The following is a 16,269-nucleotide window of genomic DNA, read 5'->3' on the forward strand; positions in this document are numbered from 1 at the left end:
CATTCTTGTCAGGAGCATTTCATGCCTCGTTCGCCGCGCCGTCTTCTCGGCGTCCTCGCGGCAGCCGCCGCCGCGATCACCCTGTTCTCCTCGGCGTCGACCGCCGGTGCGGCCGACGCCGCTACCGCCCCGGCCGCCTCCGCGAGCCGGTCGGCCTCCGCCCAGGCGCTGTCGACCAGCACCCCGGTGGTCTTCGTCCACGGGTACACCGGCAGCGCTTCCAACTGGGTGACCGCCAAGAGCGTCTTCCAGCTCAACGGCTGGTCGAGCTCGAACCTGTTCGCCTACGAGTACAACTCGTACGGCAACAACATCACCAACGCGCAGGGCCTGGCCACCTTCGTCGACAACGTGAAGGCGCAGACCGGCGCGAGCAAGGTCGCCATCGTCAACCACTCGATGGGCGGCCTGGTCAGCCAGTACTACCTGAAGGTGCTGGGCGGCAACACCAGCGTCAGCCACCTCGCCTCGATCGCGGGCGCGAACCACGGGACCACGTACGCGGGCGCCTGCCTGATCTACACGACCTGCCAGCAGATGTACCCGGGTTCCTCGTTCATCTCGCAGATCACCTCGGGCGACGAGACCCCCGGCACCACCAAGTACGCCACCTGGTACTCGGCGTGCGACGGCGTCATCCTCCCGTACACCAGCACCAAGCTGGACGGCGCGACCAACAACAACGTGGCCTGCCAGACCCACATCGGGTACCTGACGGACACGGTCGTGCTCGGCCAGATCGCCAGGTTCGTCGCCTCCTGACGAGCGGCGGGCCGCCCGCTCCACGTCGATCGCGCTCGGCTCCCCGGCATCTTGTCGCCGGGGAGCCGAGCGCGATCGGTCCGGCTCAGCCCCTCAGACGACTCCCGCCCGTCTCACCGCGGGGACGCAGAATCGGAGGGTCCGACGGCAGGAGCCTGGCCCCAAGTGTGGAGGGTGAGTCCCGACACACGGCCGGCCTGGATCACCGGCCCGTGCTGGACTCCACCACTGATGTCGTTGTGCACGACATCAGGGCGGGGAGCGGAGACGTCGAGCTGCCGCAGCAAGGCCAGTACGGCGCGCAGGTCTTCGCGGGTCACGGAACCGGTCCGCAGGAGGTGGTGCAGGTGTTCGTGCCACTCTGCGGTGGCCTCCCGCCTCGTCCGCGCGCTGGTATCCGCGTCGGCAGCGAGCACCCTGTCACGGGTACCGTCCAGGTCGGCGCCCACGGCGGGTGCCGTGGGCGAGAGAAGCCCCACAAAGAGTTCACGCACCCGTGCCCACGAGTCGGTGACCATGAGCGAGACCAGCGTGGTCGCCCCGGACGCCGCGAGAGTGGCGAGTTCGGTGTCCATCGAATTTCCTTACGTTCGGTCAGAACCGGTCCAGATCTGTCTCTCCGCCGGTCTGTCCTGGCGGAGCCGTGCGGTTCGGGGCGAACGTAGTAGGTGGGGCAAAGCGGCGGAGGAGGTCGTCTGCCGCTTCGTGCTGCTCCTGGGTTCGAATGATCTTCGCCAGTTGCTCGGCCAGCATGCTCCGCCGAACGTCTCCCGGCGGGAAGTCCATGGCGTCCAGGGCCTCTGCGAAGTGTTCCGCGACGGTGGGCGCTTCTTCTCGGAGGTCATGCTCACCGAGCACATCACGCTCTTCGCGCTGCTCCGGAATGAGGTCACGCAGCAGTTCGGGGACAGCGGTGTCGTTGGCAGCGGAGGTGAGTTGTGCGAGAAGACCGAGATCTGCGACCGTCTTCTCCACGTGGTCGTCGTTCTTGGCGAGCCACCACACCACGGCGCTGCCGGTGTCCTTGAGCACGTCCTCACCCAGATACTTGCGCTTGCTCTGCTCGTACGTGCGCTGGTGCTCCCAAACCGCCCTGTCTTTGCGGACACCGGCGAGGCTGTCCAGACGCTCCTGATCGTGCTGGTGGAGGGTGAGCGTCACGTTCTCGGCCATCGCTCGGAGGTGGCCGCTGCCGTCCGGGAGCATGTGGCCGAGACAGCCGTTCAGTTCATGCTGGACGAAGGAAGCGCGTGTGGGCTCCCGTTGTTCGGTGACGGCGCGAGCGCGGGAGAGTACGGCTTCGACCGCGAGGCCGCCGGGGTTGAGCACGGGGTGGCGGTCGGAAGTGTCGAGGAGGTGCCATCGGACGGTCGCGGAGATCAGAAAGTCGTAGTCGGCCCAGAGGCTCGGCAGGGAAACATGTCTGACTTGCTGTTCCTGGCGTTCGATGGGGGCTGCCGTGAGCTGTTCCTCGAAGTGGACCGGCGTGTGGCCCCTGCGTCGCCGGGCTGCTCCGAAGACTACTGCCGGGCTCAGGACGACCGACGTCGCGAGAACCGGCCAAGCCCAAGCGGGCCATTGCTGCGTGACTCCGAAGATGGTCACGAACAGCCCGGAAAGAATGGTGACAAAGATGGTGGTGGTCTTGCATCCGGTCGTCACTGCGTGTGCTCCCTGACTGTTTCTTACGGTGACGGTGAGGTGAGTGGGCCGATGCCCTGGGCAACGCTGATCTTCTGGAGGAGCCGGTCGGAGGTCTCTGCGGCACGCGAGGGCCCGGCAGGACAGGTGCGCTCGGCATCGCGTGCACTCGCGTACAGCGAGGCGAAGGTGGCGCCGCTTCCGTCGCACCTGCCGGCCGCCGCCACCAGAAGGTCGAGCAGGATGTCGCCTCGGCGCTCGCAATGGGTCGCGTGATGGATCCAGTCCGCCACGAACGGCTGCCAGGTCTCGCGGGGGAGTTCGTTCAGCACGGCGTTCCAGCACGTGGTCAGGGAGTCCTGAATTCCGGGCTCGTCCACCAGCGCGCGGGTGTGGCCGTCCGGATCGATCAGCGGTTCCGGGTCGCAGACGCGCAGGAATATGCCAAGCTCGGCCGGTGTGTGCCCCTGACGTGCGAGTCGGTCGAGCAGTCTCCTCCGCAGCCGGTGGCTGGTCGCCACAAGGTCGCACAGTGCTTCGCGGGCAGGGCTGGTTCCCTGCTCACGGCGTGCCAGGTAGTACAGCCGCAGCATGGCCTGATCGGGGTGACTGACCGCGATGACATCGGCACAGACCCGAATGAGGACTCTGGTGAACTCCTCGTCGGGCTGCTTCTGGACACACCACTGATAGACCTTCTCGCGAAAGGCCCGTCCGTGTCCGGGAGCCACCAGTCCGCAGGTGAGCGCCTGGACGGCGGCCTCCTGTCTGGCCCGGCTGGCGCCCTTGGAGCTCCAGCTCTCCGCGAGGGACGCGAGTCCGGCCCGGTGGCCGGTCCGCAGGTACTCCCACGCCAGTCGCGCCACCAGCCTGTCGCGGAGCTCCTTCGAGAGGCGGGGGTCACCTGCGTCCACCGTGAGCGCGGTCCAGGTATCCACATACTGCCGCAGGTCGGGCAAATGGTCCCAGACATGGGCGCGGACCGCGGTGTCGTAGTTGAGTTCGGTGAACCGGACGTGGCCTTCCGGGCCGGCCACGGCGGAGACCTCCGCCAAGCGCTCGGCAAGGTCCTTGTGCTGGAGAGGCGGAAGGTTGTCGAGAGGGGAACCCGCGGTACTCAGCAACAGCCGGGTCGCGCGGTGGATGACGTCGGCGTGAGCGCCGTGCAGCATCGAAACGCTGATCAAGAGCGCCCTCTGAGGGCCTTCTCGCAATCGGGCGAAGAGTGCGATGACGTCCTTGCGCCGGTCCGATTGCGCTTTCCGGGCCGTGGCGCACCATTGCGTGTATTCGTCGTCGGGGTGGGCGGTCTCACGGGCTCGTCGCACCAAGTCGGCGAAGTCGGCGATCTCCCTCATCGTCCCCTGTTCCAGGAGACCGGTGAGGGTGGGATCGGAACGCCTGTACTGCTCGTAAGGCACACGGTGCGTGCGCAGGTGTCGACGCAGGACCCTGCTGCCTGGTGGGCGACCGATCTCCACCCGGTAATGCTGGAGATCGGCGTCCAGAGCGCCTCCGTGCAGCATCACGACGACGAGGTGCGCATTCTGTTCGTGCACGGCTTTGCGGAGAGCCGGAAGATCGGCCTGAGCCGCCGCCCATCGGACGGTATCGGCTGCGGACAGGTCCAGCAGAAGCCGGTCACCGGCTCCGACCAGATCCGGGTCCCGCAGGCAGAGTTCGTCGTCTTCGCCGGGCAGAAGTTCGTGCAGGACTCCGGCGTCCTGATGATATTCCCGCAGAAGCACACGGGCCACGGAGGTCCGGCCGCTCCCCGGGGCGCCGTCCAGAATGACGGTACCGGTGTCGGCGAGCCGGGAGCGGGCCTTCCCCATGCCGCCCGGCGCAACCAGGACCCGCCTCAGCCAGGCGAGCTGGTCGTCGGCGATGCGCCGAAACGACGGCCCGTCGGCCTCCCGGGGGTCGGGAGCCGCGTGGAAATGGATGTCACCGCTGCCGGAGTGCATCGGGCCCTGCGCGTTGTCGACCCGGGTACTGCTGTGAACACTCACCGGTTGTCGTCCTCGCGCCTGCCCGATTCACCGAACCGGTGCTGGACGCCACCGTGGTTGCTGCCCTCGAAGTACGTCATTCCGTCACCGGAGAAGTGTCTGCCGCCCGATACATGGGAGGAGTTCTGGTAGATGTCGCCGCCGCCCGTGTGAACCGGGCCGAGAGCGCCCTTGATGACGGTGCCGCCGACGTCACCCGTGAAGTCGCGGCTCTGGACGGCTGTGCCGCTCACGTCTCCGACGGAGTTGGCCACGGAGTTCGGTGCAACCGGCGAGACCGCGTCCCGGTCCAGGTCGCGCAGTCCCGGGACCATGTCGACGACGACGTCACCGAGGCGCTTCAGACCTGTTTCGGTATCGTGCGTCCCGAAGGGAATGGACTGGAGATCGGCGAGCTGTGCCAGATCGTCCGGCAGATCAGCTCTGTTCAGCCGATCCGTCTTCCGGCCGTCCAGTACGGGAACGATGGGGATTTCGCGCGAGAACGCCTCCAGGATCTCCCTGCGCACCCAGTCCTCCGGGTCACGCAGCCGGGCCTGGAAGTTCGTCCAGTCCGGTCCGATCACAGCCAGCACCACGGCGCTGCCGCGCAGACCGGCCAGAAGGGCGTTGGGGTACGCCTGCCCGGGTAAGACGGACTTCGAGGCTCGGAAGATTCGATCCCTGCCGAATCGACGCGAGAGTTCCTGGTCGATCAGTGCGGCAGTCCTCTCGCCGTCCCCGGTGCGGTAGTTGATGAATACGTCGGTCATGAGGGGTTCCTCTTCTCTCAGGAGATTCGAATGCGTGACAACGTGCCCAGCCGCGGACCCAGCCGGCGCACGAGCGGATGATCCGGATAGCGGGCCAGGACACGAGTGAGACGCCGCAGATCGATCGTCACAGTCGCCGATCGCACCGCCTCCACCGCGTCGAGCAGCGGTTCCGTCAGCGCACAGGCCCGGTCGATCTGCCCGTCCGCCGCGCAGGCGAGCGCACGGCGCACGCCGTACCGCACCCTCGTCCGTAGCGCCTCGTCGGACACCTGAGCGAGCTGACGGTCCAACTCCTCGACAGCCTCGCCCGGCCGCCCGAGGTCGACCAGGCACCAGCCGGTGATCATGCCCACCGAGTCCGGCAGGTGCATGCTGCCGATGACGAGCGTGCCGGGGCTGTCTTCCTGGCGCGCAAAGAACCCACGCGCACGGTCCAGAGCGCGCAGACACGCGTCCCGATCACCCGCGAGCGCGTGTCCCTGCGCCTCACGCTGTGCGGCCAGACCACGGATCCGAGGGGGCAGCGCACCGTTCTGCGCCTTCTGGGCCAGGGCTACCGTCTGTTCCGCGTCGTCCTGGTAGAGCGTGACCAGAGCCCTGCGAACCAGTGCGTAGCCACCCAGATCCCGGTCGCCACTGGCCTCGGCGAGATCGACCGCACGCTGCGTCCACCACAGTGCCGCTCTGTCGTCGCCCGACTCCTGCACCAGCCAGCCGACGTATTCCGCATACCGCGAGCCCAGCGCCAGCAGTTCCTGACGTGTGTCCTTGTCGGTGTGCGCGGAAAGCGCCCGCAGAGTGTGCGTCTGCGCAATCAGACCGGGCAGAAGAAAGCCTGGCTCGACGGTCTGCCCCATCCGCCGGTACTGGGTGAACAGAGAACGGGAGGCTTCCAGCATCCCTGCCCCCGCGGTGGGACCGACGGGGCTCTCTCCCCCCATCCGCACGCTCAGCAGCGAGGCAGCGCCGGCGCTCACGATCTGCCGCCGTCCGACAGGCTGAAACCAGCTCGGGCCATCCGGTGACAGTTGCATCATCCATTCCTCCTCTTCACTCGCAGCCGGCACCGGACCGCCCGGCTGTTGTCCGGTACTTGTCGCCCCGCAGGCAATCAACGCCCCATCGGCCCGGAGCGCGGCATCACACAGACGAACGAGATCGCGACTGGGCACCTTGATTCCCCGCTCGACCTTGCTCAGCTGCGCTTTGCTGTAGTGCACAGCTGCGGACAGTGCCGTGAGACTGAGTCCAGCGTCCAAGCGACGCCTCCTCAGTTCCTCACCGAACGCGGTGGACACCAGGGTCATGAGAAACCTCCCTAGCCGTCCATCCAGGCGAAGGCCCGCACGAAACTCTGCGCCAGCACCTGCTGGATGGACAAGGCGATCGATACTGTTTCCCGTTTCCTACTCCTTCGACGAGGTCCGCTAAGGCCCGATCCCGCAAAAAGGATCAGGGCCAACGGGATCCGAACATGCACCGAATGACACCGGGCGGCCCTCTTTCGGACTCGCTGCCCGAAAGACGACTACAAAGCATCTGGTTCCGGACGGGGCGCACGGATGCGTTCGCTGCGCGAAGGGTGCGCGTTCATGAGCCCGAAATCGACACGCGTTCATATAGTTCACAAGGGCCAACGACCCGTTACCGCCACTTTCCGGCCACCCTCGTGACACCACCCGTCAGACTGTCGGGTCCCTGACAATAAGGAGTCGGCTCATCGCCCGTCGACGGACTCCCCGCGGACGCCCCGTGTTCACGGCGCTCCGTTGTGGTGAAGAGGTGACTTCCAGACTCGCTCCACCTCCGGCGCTCACGGCAGCCACACGCCGACGGTTCGTCACCGTCACCGCCGCCGCTGCCGCCCTCGCCCTGTCCGGTGCCCTCCCCAGCGCGGGTGAGGCCGCCGCCGCGCCCGCCGCCCGGCTCAAGGACGATCCCTTCAAACTGGGTGTCGCCTCCGGCGATCCCCTGCCCGACGGGGTCGTCCTGTGGACCCGGCTGGCTCCCGATCCCCTCGCCCCGTTCAGCGGAATGGACCGGCAGACCCACCCGGTGCAGTGGGAGGTCGCGGCCGACGAGCGGTTCCGCAGGATCGTACGGCGCGGAACCGCCCTGCTGACCCCCGAGTTCAACCACACCGCCCATGTCGACGTCCGCGGCCTGGAGCCGTGGCGCGAGTACTTCTACCGGTTCCGCTGCGGCGGGTTCATCAGTCCGGTGGGGCGCACGAAGACCGCGCCCGCCGCCCATCAGCTCGTGCCGCGCCTCTCCCTGGCCTTCGCCTCCTGCCAGGCGATCTGGGAGGGCTGGTTCACCGCCCACCGCGATCTCGCGGCCCGCCGCCACGACGTGGTGCTGTTCCTCGGGGACTACATCTACGAGTTCGGCATCGACCGGGGCGTCCGCCCGGGCGACGGCGACGAGCACAACACCCGCCAGGCGGTGACCCTGGACGACTACCGGCAGCGGTACGCCTATTACAAGCTCGATCCCGACCTCCAGGCCGCCCATCACTCCGCCCCGTGGATCGTGGTCTTCGACGACCACGAGGTCGTCAACAACTGGGCGAACCTCGCCGCCGACGGCTCCACGCCGGACGACCTGCTGATCCGCCGGGCCAACGGGTTCCGGGCGTACTGGGAGAACATGCCGCTGCGCGCGCCGCAGTTCCCGCAGGGCCCGGACATGCAGTTGTACCGGCGGCTCGGGTACGGGCGCCTCGCCGAGTTCTCGATGCTCGACACCCGTCAGTACCGCGACGACCAGGCGAACGGGGACGGGACCAAGGCCCCGAACGCGGCGACCGCCGACCCGGCCCGTTCCCTTCTCGGCTTCCCGCAGGAGCGCTGGCTGCTCGACGGGCTCAGCGGCTCACGGGCGCGCTGGAACGTCCTCGGCCACCAGACCGCCATCACCCTGCTCGACACGGCGTACGGACCGGACGTCGCCGTCCCGATGGACACCTGGGACGGGTACAGCGCCTCCCGCGACCGGCTGCTCGGCGGCATCGCGGACCGGGGTGTGCGCAACGTCGTCAGCCTCGCCGGCGACCTGCACCGCAGCGTCGCGAGCGATCTGGCGCTCGACTTCCACGACCCGGATTCCCGTGTGGTGGCGACCGAGTTCGTGGGCACGTCGATCGCCTCCGGCCTCGACGGTCAGGACCTCGATGCCACGGGAGCGGCGCTCCTCTCCGAGAACCCGCACATGAAGTTCGGCAACTTCCAGCGTGGTTACGTCAGTTGTGAGATCACCCCGGACCTCTGGCTGGCCGACCACCGCGTGTGCGACCGGGTCACCGTGCCGGACGGCACGGTGAGCAGCCGGACCGTCCTCGCCGTCGAGAACGGCGTCCCCGCCGTCCAGCAGGCCTGAGGAGCACGCCATGAAGACAGCCGTGAAGAGCGTCCGTACGGTCACCGCCATCGCTTTCGTCGCCATCACCGCGTCCACCCTCGCCACCGGCGGCTCGGCCCACCAGGCCAACGCCGCCGCGCCTCCGCGGGCGGGGGCGCCGACCGCCGAGCGGTCCTCAGCCACGTCGTCCGCCGGGCCCGTGGTGCTCTCGGCCTCACCGGAGAGCCTCACCGGGTCCGAACTCCCCTGCATGCCAACGAAGTTCAACGTCTCCATGACCAACACCGGTACGACGGCGCTGTTCGCCGACGCGACGCTGACCGCCGAGGCGCCGATCACCCTCTCGGACCAGGTGTTCTCGACCTACTTGCCGGCCGCCGACCCCGACCGGCCGGTGACCCGTTCGGTGGGCGTACGGGTGCCGCCGGGGACGGCGCCCGGCACCTACGACCTGACCGCGGTCTCGGGCAAGCAGCGCGTCGTGGTCCCCCTCACGGTCCAGGCCCCGCCCACGCCGGGTCCGGGCGTCGACCTGGCCTACGGCAGGGCGGTGACCGCCTCCTCGACCCATGGGAACTTCACCACCTGCGCCGCCGTGGACGGGGACAGCGACTACCTGCACTGGGGCTCCGGGTACGGCTGGAACGACGCCGACAAGGGCGTCTTCCCCGACTGGCTCGCGGTCGAGTGGCCCCAACCGGTCGAGCTGGGCCGGATCGAGACCGTCACCTACGGCACCCCGGCGCGCCCGGCGGCCCTTCAGGGCATCAAGGACTTCGACGTCCAGGTGCGGTCCGGGGGCGAGTGGCTGACCGTCGGGTCCTACCGGGGCAACACCCTCGACCGGATCGTCACCACTTTCGAACCGGTCTCCACGGACGCGGTCCGGGTGTTCGTCCACGCCTCCAACAGCGCCGACTACTCGCGGATCCTCGAAGTGGAGGCGTACGCGCCGGAGTAGGGGCTGCACCGCGTGCACCTTCGCATCGGTCCGCAGCGGGCGGGAAAGCACCGGACCGGTGCCGACTCTCCGCCGGCGACGGCCGCCGCAGTGATCACCGTCAGGTGTCCGGCGGAATTCCGTACCGGATGCGAGCCGGTGCGCGGGGGCCTGTCGGAGCGGTTCCGGCCGTGGGAGACGGTCCAGGGCCGGATGCACCAGGCGTCCGTACGGGATGCCGGTCCGCACCGGCGCCCGGCCAGGACGGTGAGGGATGCCGCCCTGCCCGAGCCGCCCGACGCACGCCCCGTCGGCCACCCCCGCCCGCGTCCACGGAGCCCAAGCGCAATGTGGCTGGATCATGTCGCTTCCGACTGAGAACGGTCTTGTAGCAGGGCGCGTTGGCCACCAGGATTGCGCCAACTCGCACAGGGCCTGCACGACTTCCTCCGAAGGGAACGATCTGTGAAGCATTACGGGCGAATAGTGAGCATCGCCGCGGCTGTCGTCGTCACCGGAGCCGCCGCCTTCACCACCATCGGCAGCGCCAGCGCAGCCTCGGCGCAGCCGGACGCCAAGGCGACGAGTGCCAGTTCAACGGCGCCGAAGAAGGCGAAGCTCTCGGCCACGGAGGACGGCCACCAGCTCTTCGCGGGCATCTTCTTCGCCCAGGGGCCCGTGGCAGCGAAGCTCGCGGCCGACAGCCGCCTCAACGGGTTCGAGCCGGGCACGAACGACAGTCCCGAGGCAGTCCGTGCCGTGGCCGAACTGGCCAAGAAGATCGAGCGGCAGTCCCCCGGCATCTTCGCCGACTTTTCGGCCAAGACCCGCAGCGGCGACCCCAGGCTCGTGGACGCGGCGATGACCTCCGTCTCCCAGGCGCTGGCCGCCGCCTCCGACTCGGACCTGTCGGCCGCGAGCGACTCGGCGGACTGCGTGACCTTCGTCGTGGCCGTGGCCGTGGCGGCAGTGGTCATCGGTGTCGCGACCGGAGCCTTCGTCGTCAATGCCGCCGCCTACATCAACGTGGTGGTGGAGGACACCGAACCCGTGGAGAACCTGACGAGGGACGAGCTCGTGGCGGTGCTGACCACCGATCTGCGCGCCGCCTGACCGGGCGCACCTCCGCCGGCCCGTTCCGGCTCCGGGTTCCGCCGCTCCTCGGGGCGGGCCCGGAACCGGTGCGCACGTCCCGGACCCCGGGGCCCCATGGAAAGACGAACAGTATGTGGTGGCAGAACTCTCCGCTCAGGGCGGACGACCGCATCACCGTGACCGCCCGGCAGACGGTCGAGATACCCAGGGCCTGGATCACCGGGACCGCGGTCCTGTGTGCCGTCGTCGGCCTGTACGTGGCACAGACGCAGGTACCGAAGAATGTCGTGCACCTGCCCGGGCAGAAGGCCGTCAAGCCCGTCGCGGTCGCCGTCGCACCGCAGGGCTGGGCCTTCTTCACGAAGTCGGCGCGCGGCTCCGAATTCGAGCCCTTCCGCTGGGACGGCTCGACCTGGGCGAGTGCCTCTCTCGGCCGTCACTCCGAGCACGGATTCAACCGGGTCTCGCGCTCGCAGGGCATCGAGACCGCGCTGCTCCTCCACGAAGCGGGCAGGACCACCCCCACACCCTGCGCACTGGCGACCGTCCAGGAGTGCCTGAAGAAGGCCCGAGGAGCCACCACGGTCGTCAACAGGACTCCGGACCCCACCCTCTGCGGGCGGATCGCCGTGGTCGAGCAGAAACCCACCCCCTGGGCGTGGCGCGACCTTCTGCCCACCGCGCACACCCCCGAGAACGCCGTCCTGCTGGAGGTCTCGTGCTGACGCGGGTCCCCGTGCCCTGGACCAACGTGTACGGTCTCGCTCGCACCCTCCTCGCACTCGGCACGCTCGGCACACTGGCCTTCAGCAGCACGTCGACGCTGTTCCGCCCCGTGGCGACGCAGGGCTACTACCCCATCTGCAAGGCCACCATGAGAGCAGGCGTCTTCTGCCTGGCTCCCGGGAACGGCCTCACCGCGGCTCGTTGGCTGTGTGTGGCCGTGCTTCTCGTCGTGGCCTCCGGGTGGCGCCCCCGGTGGACCGCGCTCCCGCACGCCTGGGTGTCCTTCAGCGTCTTCACCGAGATCGCCATCCCTGACGGCGGTGACCAGATCACCGCGGTCCTCTCGGCGCTGCTCGCCCTCACCGCGCTCGGCGATCCCCGCCGCTGGCACTGGCAGCGGCTCCCGGAGGGGGCCGCCGCGCCGCGTCGCCGCGCCGTCCTCCTGGGGGCGACGGGCCTCGTGCTCGCGCGCGTCCAGATGTCGTTCCTCTACTTCCAGTCCTGCGTCGCCAAACTGCCTCACGCGGAATGGGCCGACGGCACCGCGATGTGGTACTGGGGGCACAGCCTCATGTTCGGCGCGCCCGGCCCGCTCCGGCCCCTGGTCGACCCGGTACTCGCGTCCACCGCGGGCGTCGCACTGCTGACCTGGATCCCACTGGCGATAGAGATCAGCCTCGCCGCAAGCCTGTTGCTCGCTCAGCGTTGGCGCTGGCGCGTGTTCGCCGCAGGTGTGCTCTTCCACCTCTCCATCGCCGTGATGATGGGTCTGTGGAGCTTCGCCCTGGCCATGATCGGCGGACTGGTGATCCTCTGCTTCCCGCTCGGCTCCCACCTCGACGTCACCCCTCCGCGGGCCGTCCGCAGAATGCTCCGCAGGAACACCGACGCCCATCCGGATCTCCCGGCCCCGGCGGCCGACGGCCGGGAGAGGCGCCCCTCTCCGGCGGGATCGGCCCCCACGCTCCACAGGACGTCTTCCTGATGAGCCGTCGCCGAGCGGAGGGGCACCCGGCCGAGGCGGCCCGCGAGCGGGTTGCGGCCGTCAGTCTCCTCCCGCCCGGCCACGGGTGTCCCGGCCGTCACGCAGGACCGCGAGGAGGGTCCACGCCGCGAGCAGGGCGACGGCCACGCCGAAGGCGATGCCCGCGGTGCGCAGCCCGAACAGGTCGGCGGCGAGGCCCACTCCGACGACCGGCAGTGCGAGGGCCACGTACAGCACGGTGAAGTAGACGGAGGCCAGGTCGCCCCTGCGGTCGGTGGGGGCGACCGCGTTGATGTCGGCGAGGCCCGCGCGGAAGCTCATGCCCTGGCCCGCACCGGCGGTGAGTCCGCCGGTGACCAGGAGGCCGAACGACGCGGTGGCGAAGCCCGCGGTGAGCAGGAGCATGCCGAGGACGAGACCGGCACATCCCACGGGGAGGGCGCGCGGACCGAACGCCGGTACCAGGGCCACCTGCCCGACCGCCGAGGCGCAGAAGATCGCGCAGATCACCACTCCGGCCACGGTCAGGCCGGGTACGTCGAGCAGTTCCCGCAGGAACGAGGGGACCACGGCGGTGAACAGGCCGAGCACCGCGAACCCGGCGAAGCCCGCGATGGACGCCCGCAGGAAGACGCCGCGCATGTGTGGGGGGACCTGAGGCCGGGCCAGTCGCAGACGCGGGCGGCGTGCGGTGACGGTGACGGGTTCGGGCATGAACCACACGGCGGCGAACGCGAGGACGAGAAGCCCGAGGTCGAGGGCGAAGGGCAGTCGCAGCGGGGCGGGGGCGTACTCCGCCAGCAGGCTGCCGATCAGCGGCCCGCTTCCGAGGCCGCCCATCTGGGTGACCGTGGCCACCAGCGTCGCCCGTCCGGGGCTCCGGGCACCCGCCAGGTCGACGATCGCGGCAGTCGCCGTTCCCGTGAAGAGACCGGCGGACAGCCCGGACAGCAGACGGGCCGGGAAGAGCAGGGCCAGTTCCGAGGCGGCGAGGAAGATCACCGAACTGGCCATCGAGAGTGCCAGCCCCGGCAGGAGCGTCCGGCGCCGTCCGATCTCGTCCGAGACGTGGCCGCAGCAGAGCAGCGCCACCACCACGCCGACCGCGTAGGTCGCGAAGATGACGGTGATCATCAGCGTGGAGAAGCCGAACTCCTCCTGGTAGAGGACGTACAGCGGGGTGGGCAGCGTCGTGCCCGCCATCGTCACGGCGAAGGCCGCCGCCACCAGCCAGATGCCGAGCGATTCCGGGGCGGTGCGGCGCGGCTTCGGACCCGGCCCGGGAGGAGGGGACATAGCCTCCATGATGGATGAATCGCCCTGAATGCCCCGGTACGACATCCGACCGCCCGCACTCGCCCGGCCACGCGGACGGCTCGGCACGGTTCACCGGTGAGGGCGCTTCGGACGCTCGATCGATCCGTCATCCGCCTTTCGGTGCAGCCTGGTTGACCGTCCTGGCGTTTCCCGCCGACGCCTCTTTGCCCCGCCGCGTCCGGAGTATTGACGCGCGATGAAACAACTCAATAGTTTGAGTATCTTCGACTCATGGGGAGCCGCCCGGAGCTTCCGGACCGCCGACCGGAAGCGGTTCGACCGCACGCCTCCGACCGCCGACCGCCGACCGCCGACCGCGCACACGACACGCCGGGACGCTCTCCGTTTCGGAACGGCCGTCCACCCCGGCACTCCCCGCGCACGTCCCCGTACTCCCCCTGAGGAGACCCCGATGACCCACAGCTCCCCGGCCGCCGCACCGCGCGCTGCGACCTTCACGACGTACTCCCCCGCGACCGGCGAGCCGCTCGCCGAACACCCGGCGGCCGGGCCGGAAGAGGTCTCCCGCGCGACCGCCCGTGCCCGGACCGCGCAGGCGGGGTGGGCCGCGCTGCCGGCCTCCCGGCGCCGCGACCATCTGCTGCGCTGGAAGAAGGCGCTCGCCACCGACCTGGAGACCATGGCGCGCACCATCGCCGAGGAGACCGGCAAACCGGCGGGCGACGCGGCACTGGAGGTCGTCCTCACGCTGGAGCACCTGGGCTGGGCCGCCCGCAACGCGGAACGCGTGCTGCGCCGGCGGAAGGTGGGCACCGGGCTGTTCACCCTCCACCAGCGGGCCTCGCTGGTGCACCGGCCGCTCGGCGTGGTGGGGGTGATCGGCCCCTGGAACTACCCGCTGTACACCCCGATGGGCTCCATCGGTTACGCCCTGGCCGCGGGGAACGCCGTGGTGTTCAAGCCGTCCGAACTGACCCCCGCCACCGGCGTCCTGCTGGCCGGGCTCTTCGACACGGCCGTGCCCGCGCACGCCGGTCTGCTCACCACCGTCACCGGCGCGGCGGCCACCGGGGACGCGCTGGCCAGGTCGGGGGTCGACAAGCTCGCGTTCACCGGTTCGCCGGGGACGGCCCGCAAGGTGATGGCGGTGTGCGCCGAGACGCTGACGCCGTTCCTCGCCGAGTGCGGCGGGAAGGACGCCGTCATCGTCACCGCCGACGCCGACCTGTCCGCCGCCGCCGACGCCGTCGTGTGGGGCGCGCTGAGCAACTCGGGGCAGACCTGCGCGGGCGTGGAGCGGGTCTACGCGGTGCGGGAGATCCACGAGGAGCTGTGCCGACGGGTGGTCGAGAAGGCCGGGGCGCTGCGTACGGGCGCCGCGGCGGACGCCGCCTACGGCCCGATGACGCTGCCCGGCCAGGTCGCGATCGTCGAACGGCACGTGACCGGTGCCGTCTCGGCGGGTGCGCGGCCCCTGCTGGGCGGACCCGAGTCGGTCCGCGCCCCGTACGTCGCACCGGTCGTGCTGACCGGCGTCCCGGAGGACGCGGCGGCAATGACGGAGGAGACCTTCGGACCGGTCGTGGCGATCAACCCGGTGGCCGACGTGGACGAGGCGGTGGAGCGGGCCAACGCCTCGCGTTACGCCCTGGGGGCCGCGGTGTTCTGCCGGGGCGGGCGCGAGGGCGCGGCGATCGCGGCCCGGCTGCGCGCGGGGGCGGTGTCGGTGAACTCGGTGCTGGGCTTCGCCGCGGTTCCGGCGCTGCCGTTCGGCGGTTCGCAGGATTCCGGCTTCGGGCGGATCCACGGCGAGGAGGGGCTGCGCGGCTTCACCTCCGTGCAGTCGACGACGGTGCAGCGGTTCACTCCGCCGATCGCCCTGACCTCCTTCGACGTTCCGGCCGCCACCAGGGAGCGCGCGGTGCGCCTCGCCCGGGCGCTGCACCGGCGCCGCTGACCGGCGGGGCGCGGCCGGGCGGGTACGGCGTACGGGGTACGCCGGTCCGCTCGGCGGTCAGGCGTCCAGCAGTGGGGCCAGGTAGCGGCGCGCGAAGGCCCGCGCCTGGTCCTCGTCGTCCATCTCGATACAGCTGGCGGGGTTGAGCAGGAAGGACACGGCGACCCGCACCATGAGTTCGGCGACCGGCTGCGGGTCCTCGTCGGGGCGCCCCTCCGCCTGCTGGGCGCGGCGCAGATGGGCCGTCAGGTAGGTGACGGTGGCGGAGAGCGTGAAGGCGCCCTGCACGGTCAAGTAGGGCAGTACGAGCTCGGGTTCGAGGCGGAGCAGCCCGCCGAAGAGCGGATGGGCGCGGGTGTGGCGCAGGGCGACGACGAAGCCCTCGACGACCCGCTCCTCCATGGTCGGCAGCGCCGCGACCGCCGAGTCCAGCCGCTGGAAGAACCGGCCGAGTTCGCGCAGCAGGGTGGCCTCGACCAGTTTGTCCTTGGTCTGGAATCGCCGGAAGACGGTGACGCGGGAGACTCCGGCCCGCTTGGCGACATCGTCGACGGAGGAGCGGCGCAGGCCAAGGAGGGTGAACTGCTCCAGCGCGCCGTCGAGGATCCGCCGCGCGGTGGGGTCCTCGGGCTCCGGCTGCGCGGTGACCCGGGCGAGTTCCGGGTCGTTCGTGTCGGTTCTCATGGCGTTCACGATACCGGCGAACCCCTCCCGTGGAGACGATGAGACGGCTATCGTCTCTGAGTAACATCACGAAC

14 protein-coding genes are annotated in these 16,269 nt (G+C 69.9%); 7 read left to right on the forward strand and 7 right to left on the reverse strand.

Going from position 1 to position 16,269, the window contains the following annotated elements; all coding sequences use genetic code 11:
• Positions 1 to 21: 21 nt before the first annotated feature.
• Positions 22 to 762, forward strand: coding sequence for an esterase/lipase family protein (locus ACFWEE_RS22210; RefSeq protein WP_386891450.1), 741 nt, complete (start codon positions 22 to 24; stop codon positions 760 to 762).
• Between the two features lie 113 nt (positions 763 to 875).
• Here ACFWEE_RS22210 and ACFWEE_RS22215 read toward each other — a convergent pair whose 3' ends face one another.
• Genes ACFWEE_RS22215 through ACFWEE_RS22235 form a run of 5 tightly spaced genes read right to left on the reverse strand, consistent with a single transcriptional unit; the run spans position 876 to position 6,477 of the window.
• Positions 876 to 1,337, reverse strand: coding sequence for a hypothetical protein (locus ACFWEE_RS22215; protein WP_386891452.1), 462 nt, complete (start codon positions 1,335 to 1,337; stop codon positions 876 to 878).
• Positions 1,338 to 1,356: 19 nt separating this feature from the next.
• Positions 1,357 to 2,424 carry a hypothetical protein gene (locus tag ACFWEE_RS22220; protein ID WP_386891454.1) on the reverse strand — a complete coding sequence of 356 codons (1,068 nt, stop codon included), beginning with the start codon at positions 2,422 to 2,424 and terminating at the stop codon, positions 1,357 to 1,359.
• A gap of 23 nt (positions 2,425 to 2,447) precedes the next feature.
• Entirely contained in the window at positions 2,448 to 4,415 is a 1,968-nt protein-coding gene (locus tag ACFWEE_RS22225; protein ID WP_386891456.1) for a hypothetical protein, read from the reverse strand.
• Positions 4,412 to 5,167, reverse strand: coding sequence for a toll/interleukin-1 receptor domain-containing protein (locus ACFWEE_RS22230; RefSeq protein WP_386891457.1), 756 nt, complete (start codon positions 5,165 to 5,167; stop codon positions 4,412 to 4,414). The genes ACFWEE_RS22225 and ACFWEE_RS22230 overlap by 4 nt, the downstream gene beginning before the upstream one ends.
• Positions 5,168 to 5,184: 17 nt before the next feature.
• Entirely contained in the window at positions 5,185 to 6,477 is a 1,293-nt protein-coding gene (locus ACFWEE_RS22235; protein ID WP_386891459.1) for a helix-turn-helix domain-containing protein, read from the reverse strand.
• Positions 6,478 to 6,952: 475 nt separating this feature from the next.
• On the opposite strand from ACFWEE_RS22235, the gene ACFWEE_RS22240 reads away from it, so the two are divergent.
• From ACFWEE_RS22240 to ACFWEE_RS22260, 5 genes are all read left to right on the forward strand, one after another.
• On the forward strand, positions 6,953 to 8,548 hold the full coding sequence (locus ACFWEE_RS22240) for an alkaline phosphatase D family protein (protein WP_386891461.1): 1,596 nt from the start codon (positions 6,953 to 6,955) through the stop codon (positions 8,546 to 8,548).
• A gap of 10 nt (positions 8,549 to 8,558) precedes the next feature.
• Positions 8,559 to 9,491, forward strand: coding sequence for a discoidin domain-containing protein (locus ACFWEE_RS22245; RefSeq protein ID WP_386891462.1), 933 nt, complete (start codon positions 8,559 to 8,561; stop codon positions 9,489 to 9,491).
• Positions 9,492 to 9,956: 465 nt separating this feature from the next.
• The gene (locus tag ACFWEE_RS22250) at positions 9,957 to 10,583 is read left to right on the forward strand and encodes a sporulation delaying protein family toxin (protein ID WP_386891463.1); all 627 of its coding nucleotides are present in this window, start codon (positions 9,957 to 9,959) and stop codon (positions 10,581 to 10,583) included.
• 113 nt (positions 10,584 to 10,696) lie between these two features.
• Complete coding sequence (locus tag ACFWEE_RS22255) at positions 10,697 to 11,290, forward strand: SdpA family antimicrobial peptide system protein (RefSeq protein ID WP_386891465.1); 594 nt, start codon at positions 10,697 to 10,699, stop codon at positions 11,288 to 11,290.
• Positions 11,284 to 12,276 (forward strand): sporulation-delaying protein SdpB family protein, encoded by a 993-nt coding sequence (locus tag ACFWEE_RS22260; RefSeq protein WP_386891466.1) that lies wholly within the window; start codon positions 11,284 to 11,286, stop codon positions 12,274 to 12,276. Before ACFWEE_RS22255 ends, ACFWEE_RS22260 begins: the two co-directional genes overlap by 7 nt.
• 60 nt (positions 12,277 to 12,336) lie before the next feature.
• Here ACFWEE_RS22260 and ACFWEE_RS22265 read toward each other — a convergent pair whose 3' ends face one another.
• Positions 12,337 to 13,572 (reverse strand): MFS transporter, encoded by a 1,236-nt coding sequence (locus tag ACFWEE_RS22265; protein WP_386891467.1) that lies wholly within the window; start codon positions 13,570 to 13,572, stop codon positions 12,337 to 12,339.
• A gap of 433 nt (positions 13,573 to 14,005) precedes the next feature.
• Here ACFWEE_RS22265 and ACFWEE_RS22270 point away from each other — a divergent pair, with 433 nt between their 5' ends.
• The gene (locus tag ACFWEE_RS22270) at positions 14,006 to 15,511 is read left to right on the forward strand and encodes an aldehyde dehydrogenase family protein (RefSeq protein WP_386891468.1); all 1,506 of its coding nucleotides are present in this window, start codon (positions 14,006 to 14,008) and stop codon (positions 15,509 to 15,511) included.
• Positions 15,512 to 15,568: 57 nt separating this feature from the next.
• Here the strand turns inward: ACFWEE_RS22270 and ACFWEE_RS22275 are convergent, their stop codons facing one another.
• Entirely contained in the window at positions 15,569 to 16,195 is a 627-nt protein-coding gene (locus ACFWEE_RS22275) for a TetR/AcrR family transcriptional regulator (RefSeq protein WP_386891469.1), read from the reverse strand.
• Between the last annotated feature and the right edge of the window lie 74 nt (positions 16,196 to 16,269).

Source organism: Streptomyces sp. NPDC060184 (genome assembly GCF_042728795.1).
GTDB lineage: Bacteria > Actinomycetota > Actinomycetes > Streptomycetales > Streptomycetaceae > Streptomyces.

What these genes read in the sequence shown, in the direction of transcription:
- ACFWEE_RS22210 (WP_386891450.1), top strand. Translation starts at nt 22, where the DNA reads ATGCCTCGTTCGCCGCGCCGTCTTCTCGGCGTCCTCGCGGCAGCCGCC.
- ACFWEE_RS22215 (WP_386891452.1), bottom strand. Translation starts at nt 1,337, where the DNA reads ATGGACACCGAACTCGCCACTCTCGCGGCGTCCGGGGCGACCACGCTG.
- ACFWEE_RS22230 (WP_386891457.1), bottom strand. Translation starts at nt 5,167, where the DNA reads ATGACCGACGTATTCATCAACTACCGCACCGGGGACGGCGAGAGGACT.
- ACFWEE_RS22235 (WP_386891459.1), bottom strand. Translation starts at nt 6,477, where the DNA reads ATGACCCTGGTGTCCACCGCGTTCGGTGAGGAACTGAGGAGGCGTCGC.
- ACFWEE_RS22245 (WP_386891462.1), top strand. Translation starts at nt 8,559, where the DNA reads ATGAAGACAGCCGTGAAGAGCGTCCGTACGGTCACCGCCATCGCTTTC.
- ACFWEE_RS22255 (WP_386891465.1), top strand. Translation starts at nt 10,697, where the DNA reads ATGTGGTGGCAGAACTCTCCGCTCAGGGCGGACGACCGCATCACCGTG.
- ACFWEE_RS22265 (WP_386891467.1), bottom strand. Translation starts at nt 13,572, where the DNA reads ATGTCCCCTCCTCCCGGGCCGGGTCCGAAGCCGCGCCGCACCGCCCCG.
- ACFWEE_RS22270 (WP_386891468.1), top strand. Translation starts at nt 14,006, where the DNA reads ATGACCCACAGCTCCCCGGCCGCCGCACCGCGCGCTGCGACCTTCACG.
- ACFWEE_RS22275 (WP_386891469.1), bottom strand. Translation starts at nt 16,195, where the DNA reads ATGAGAACCGACACGAACGACCCGGAACTCGCCCGGGTCACCGCGCAG.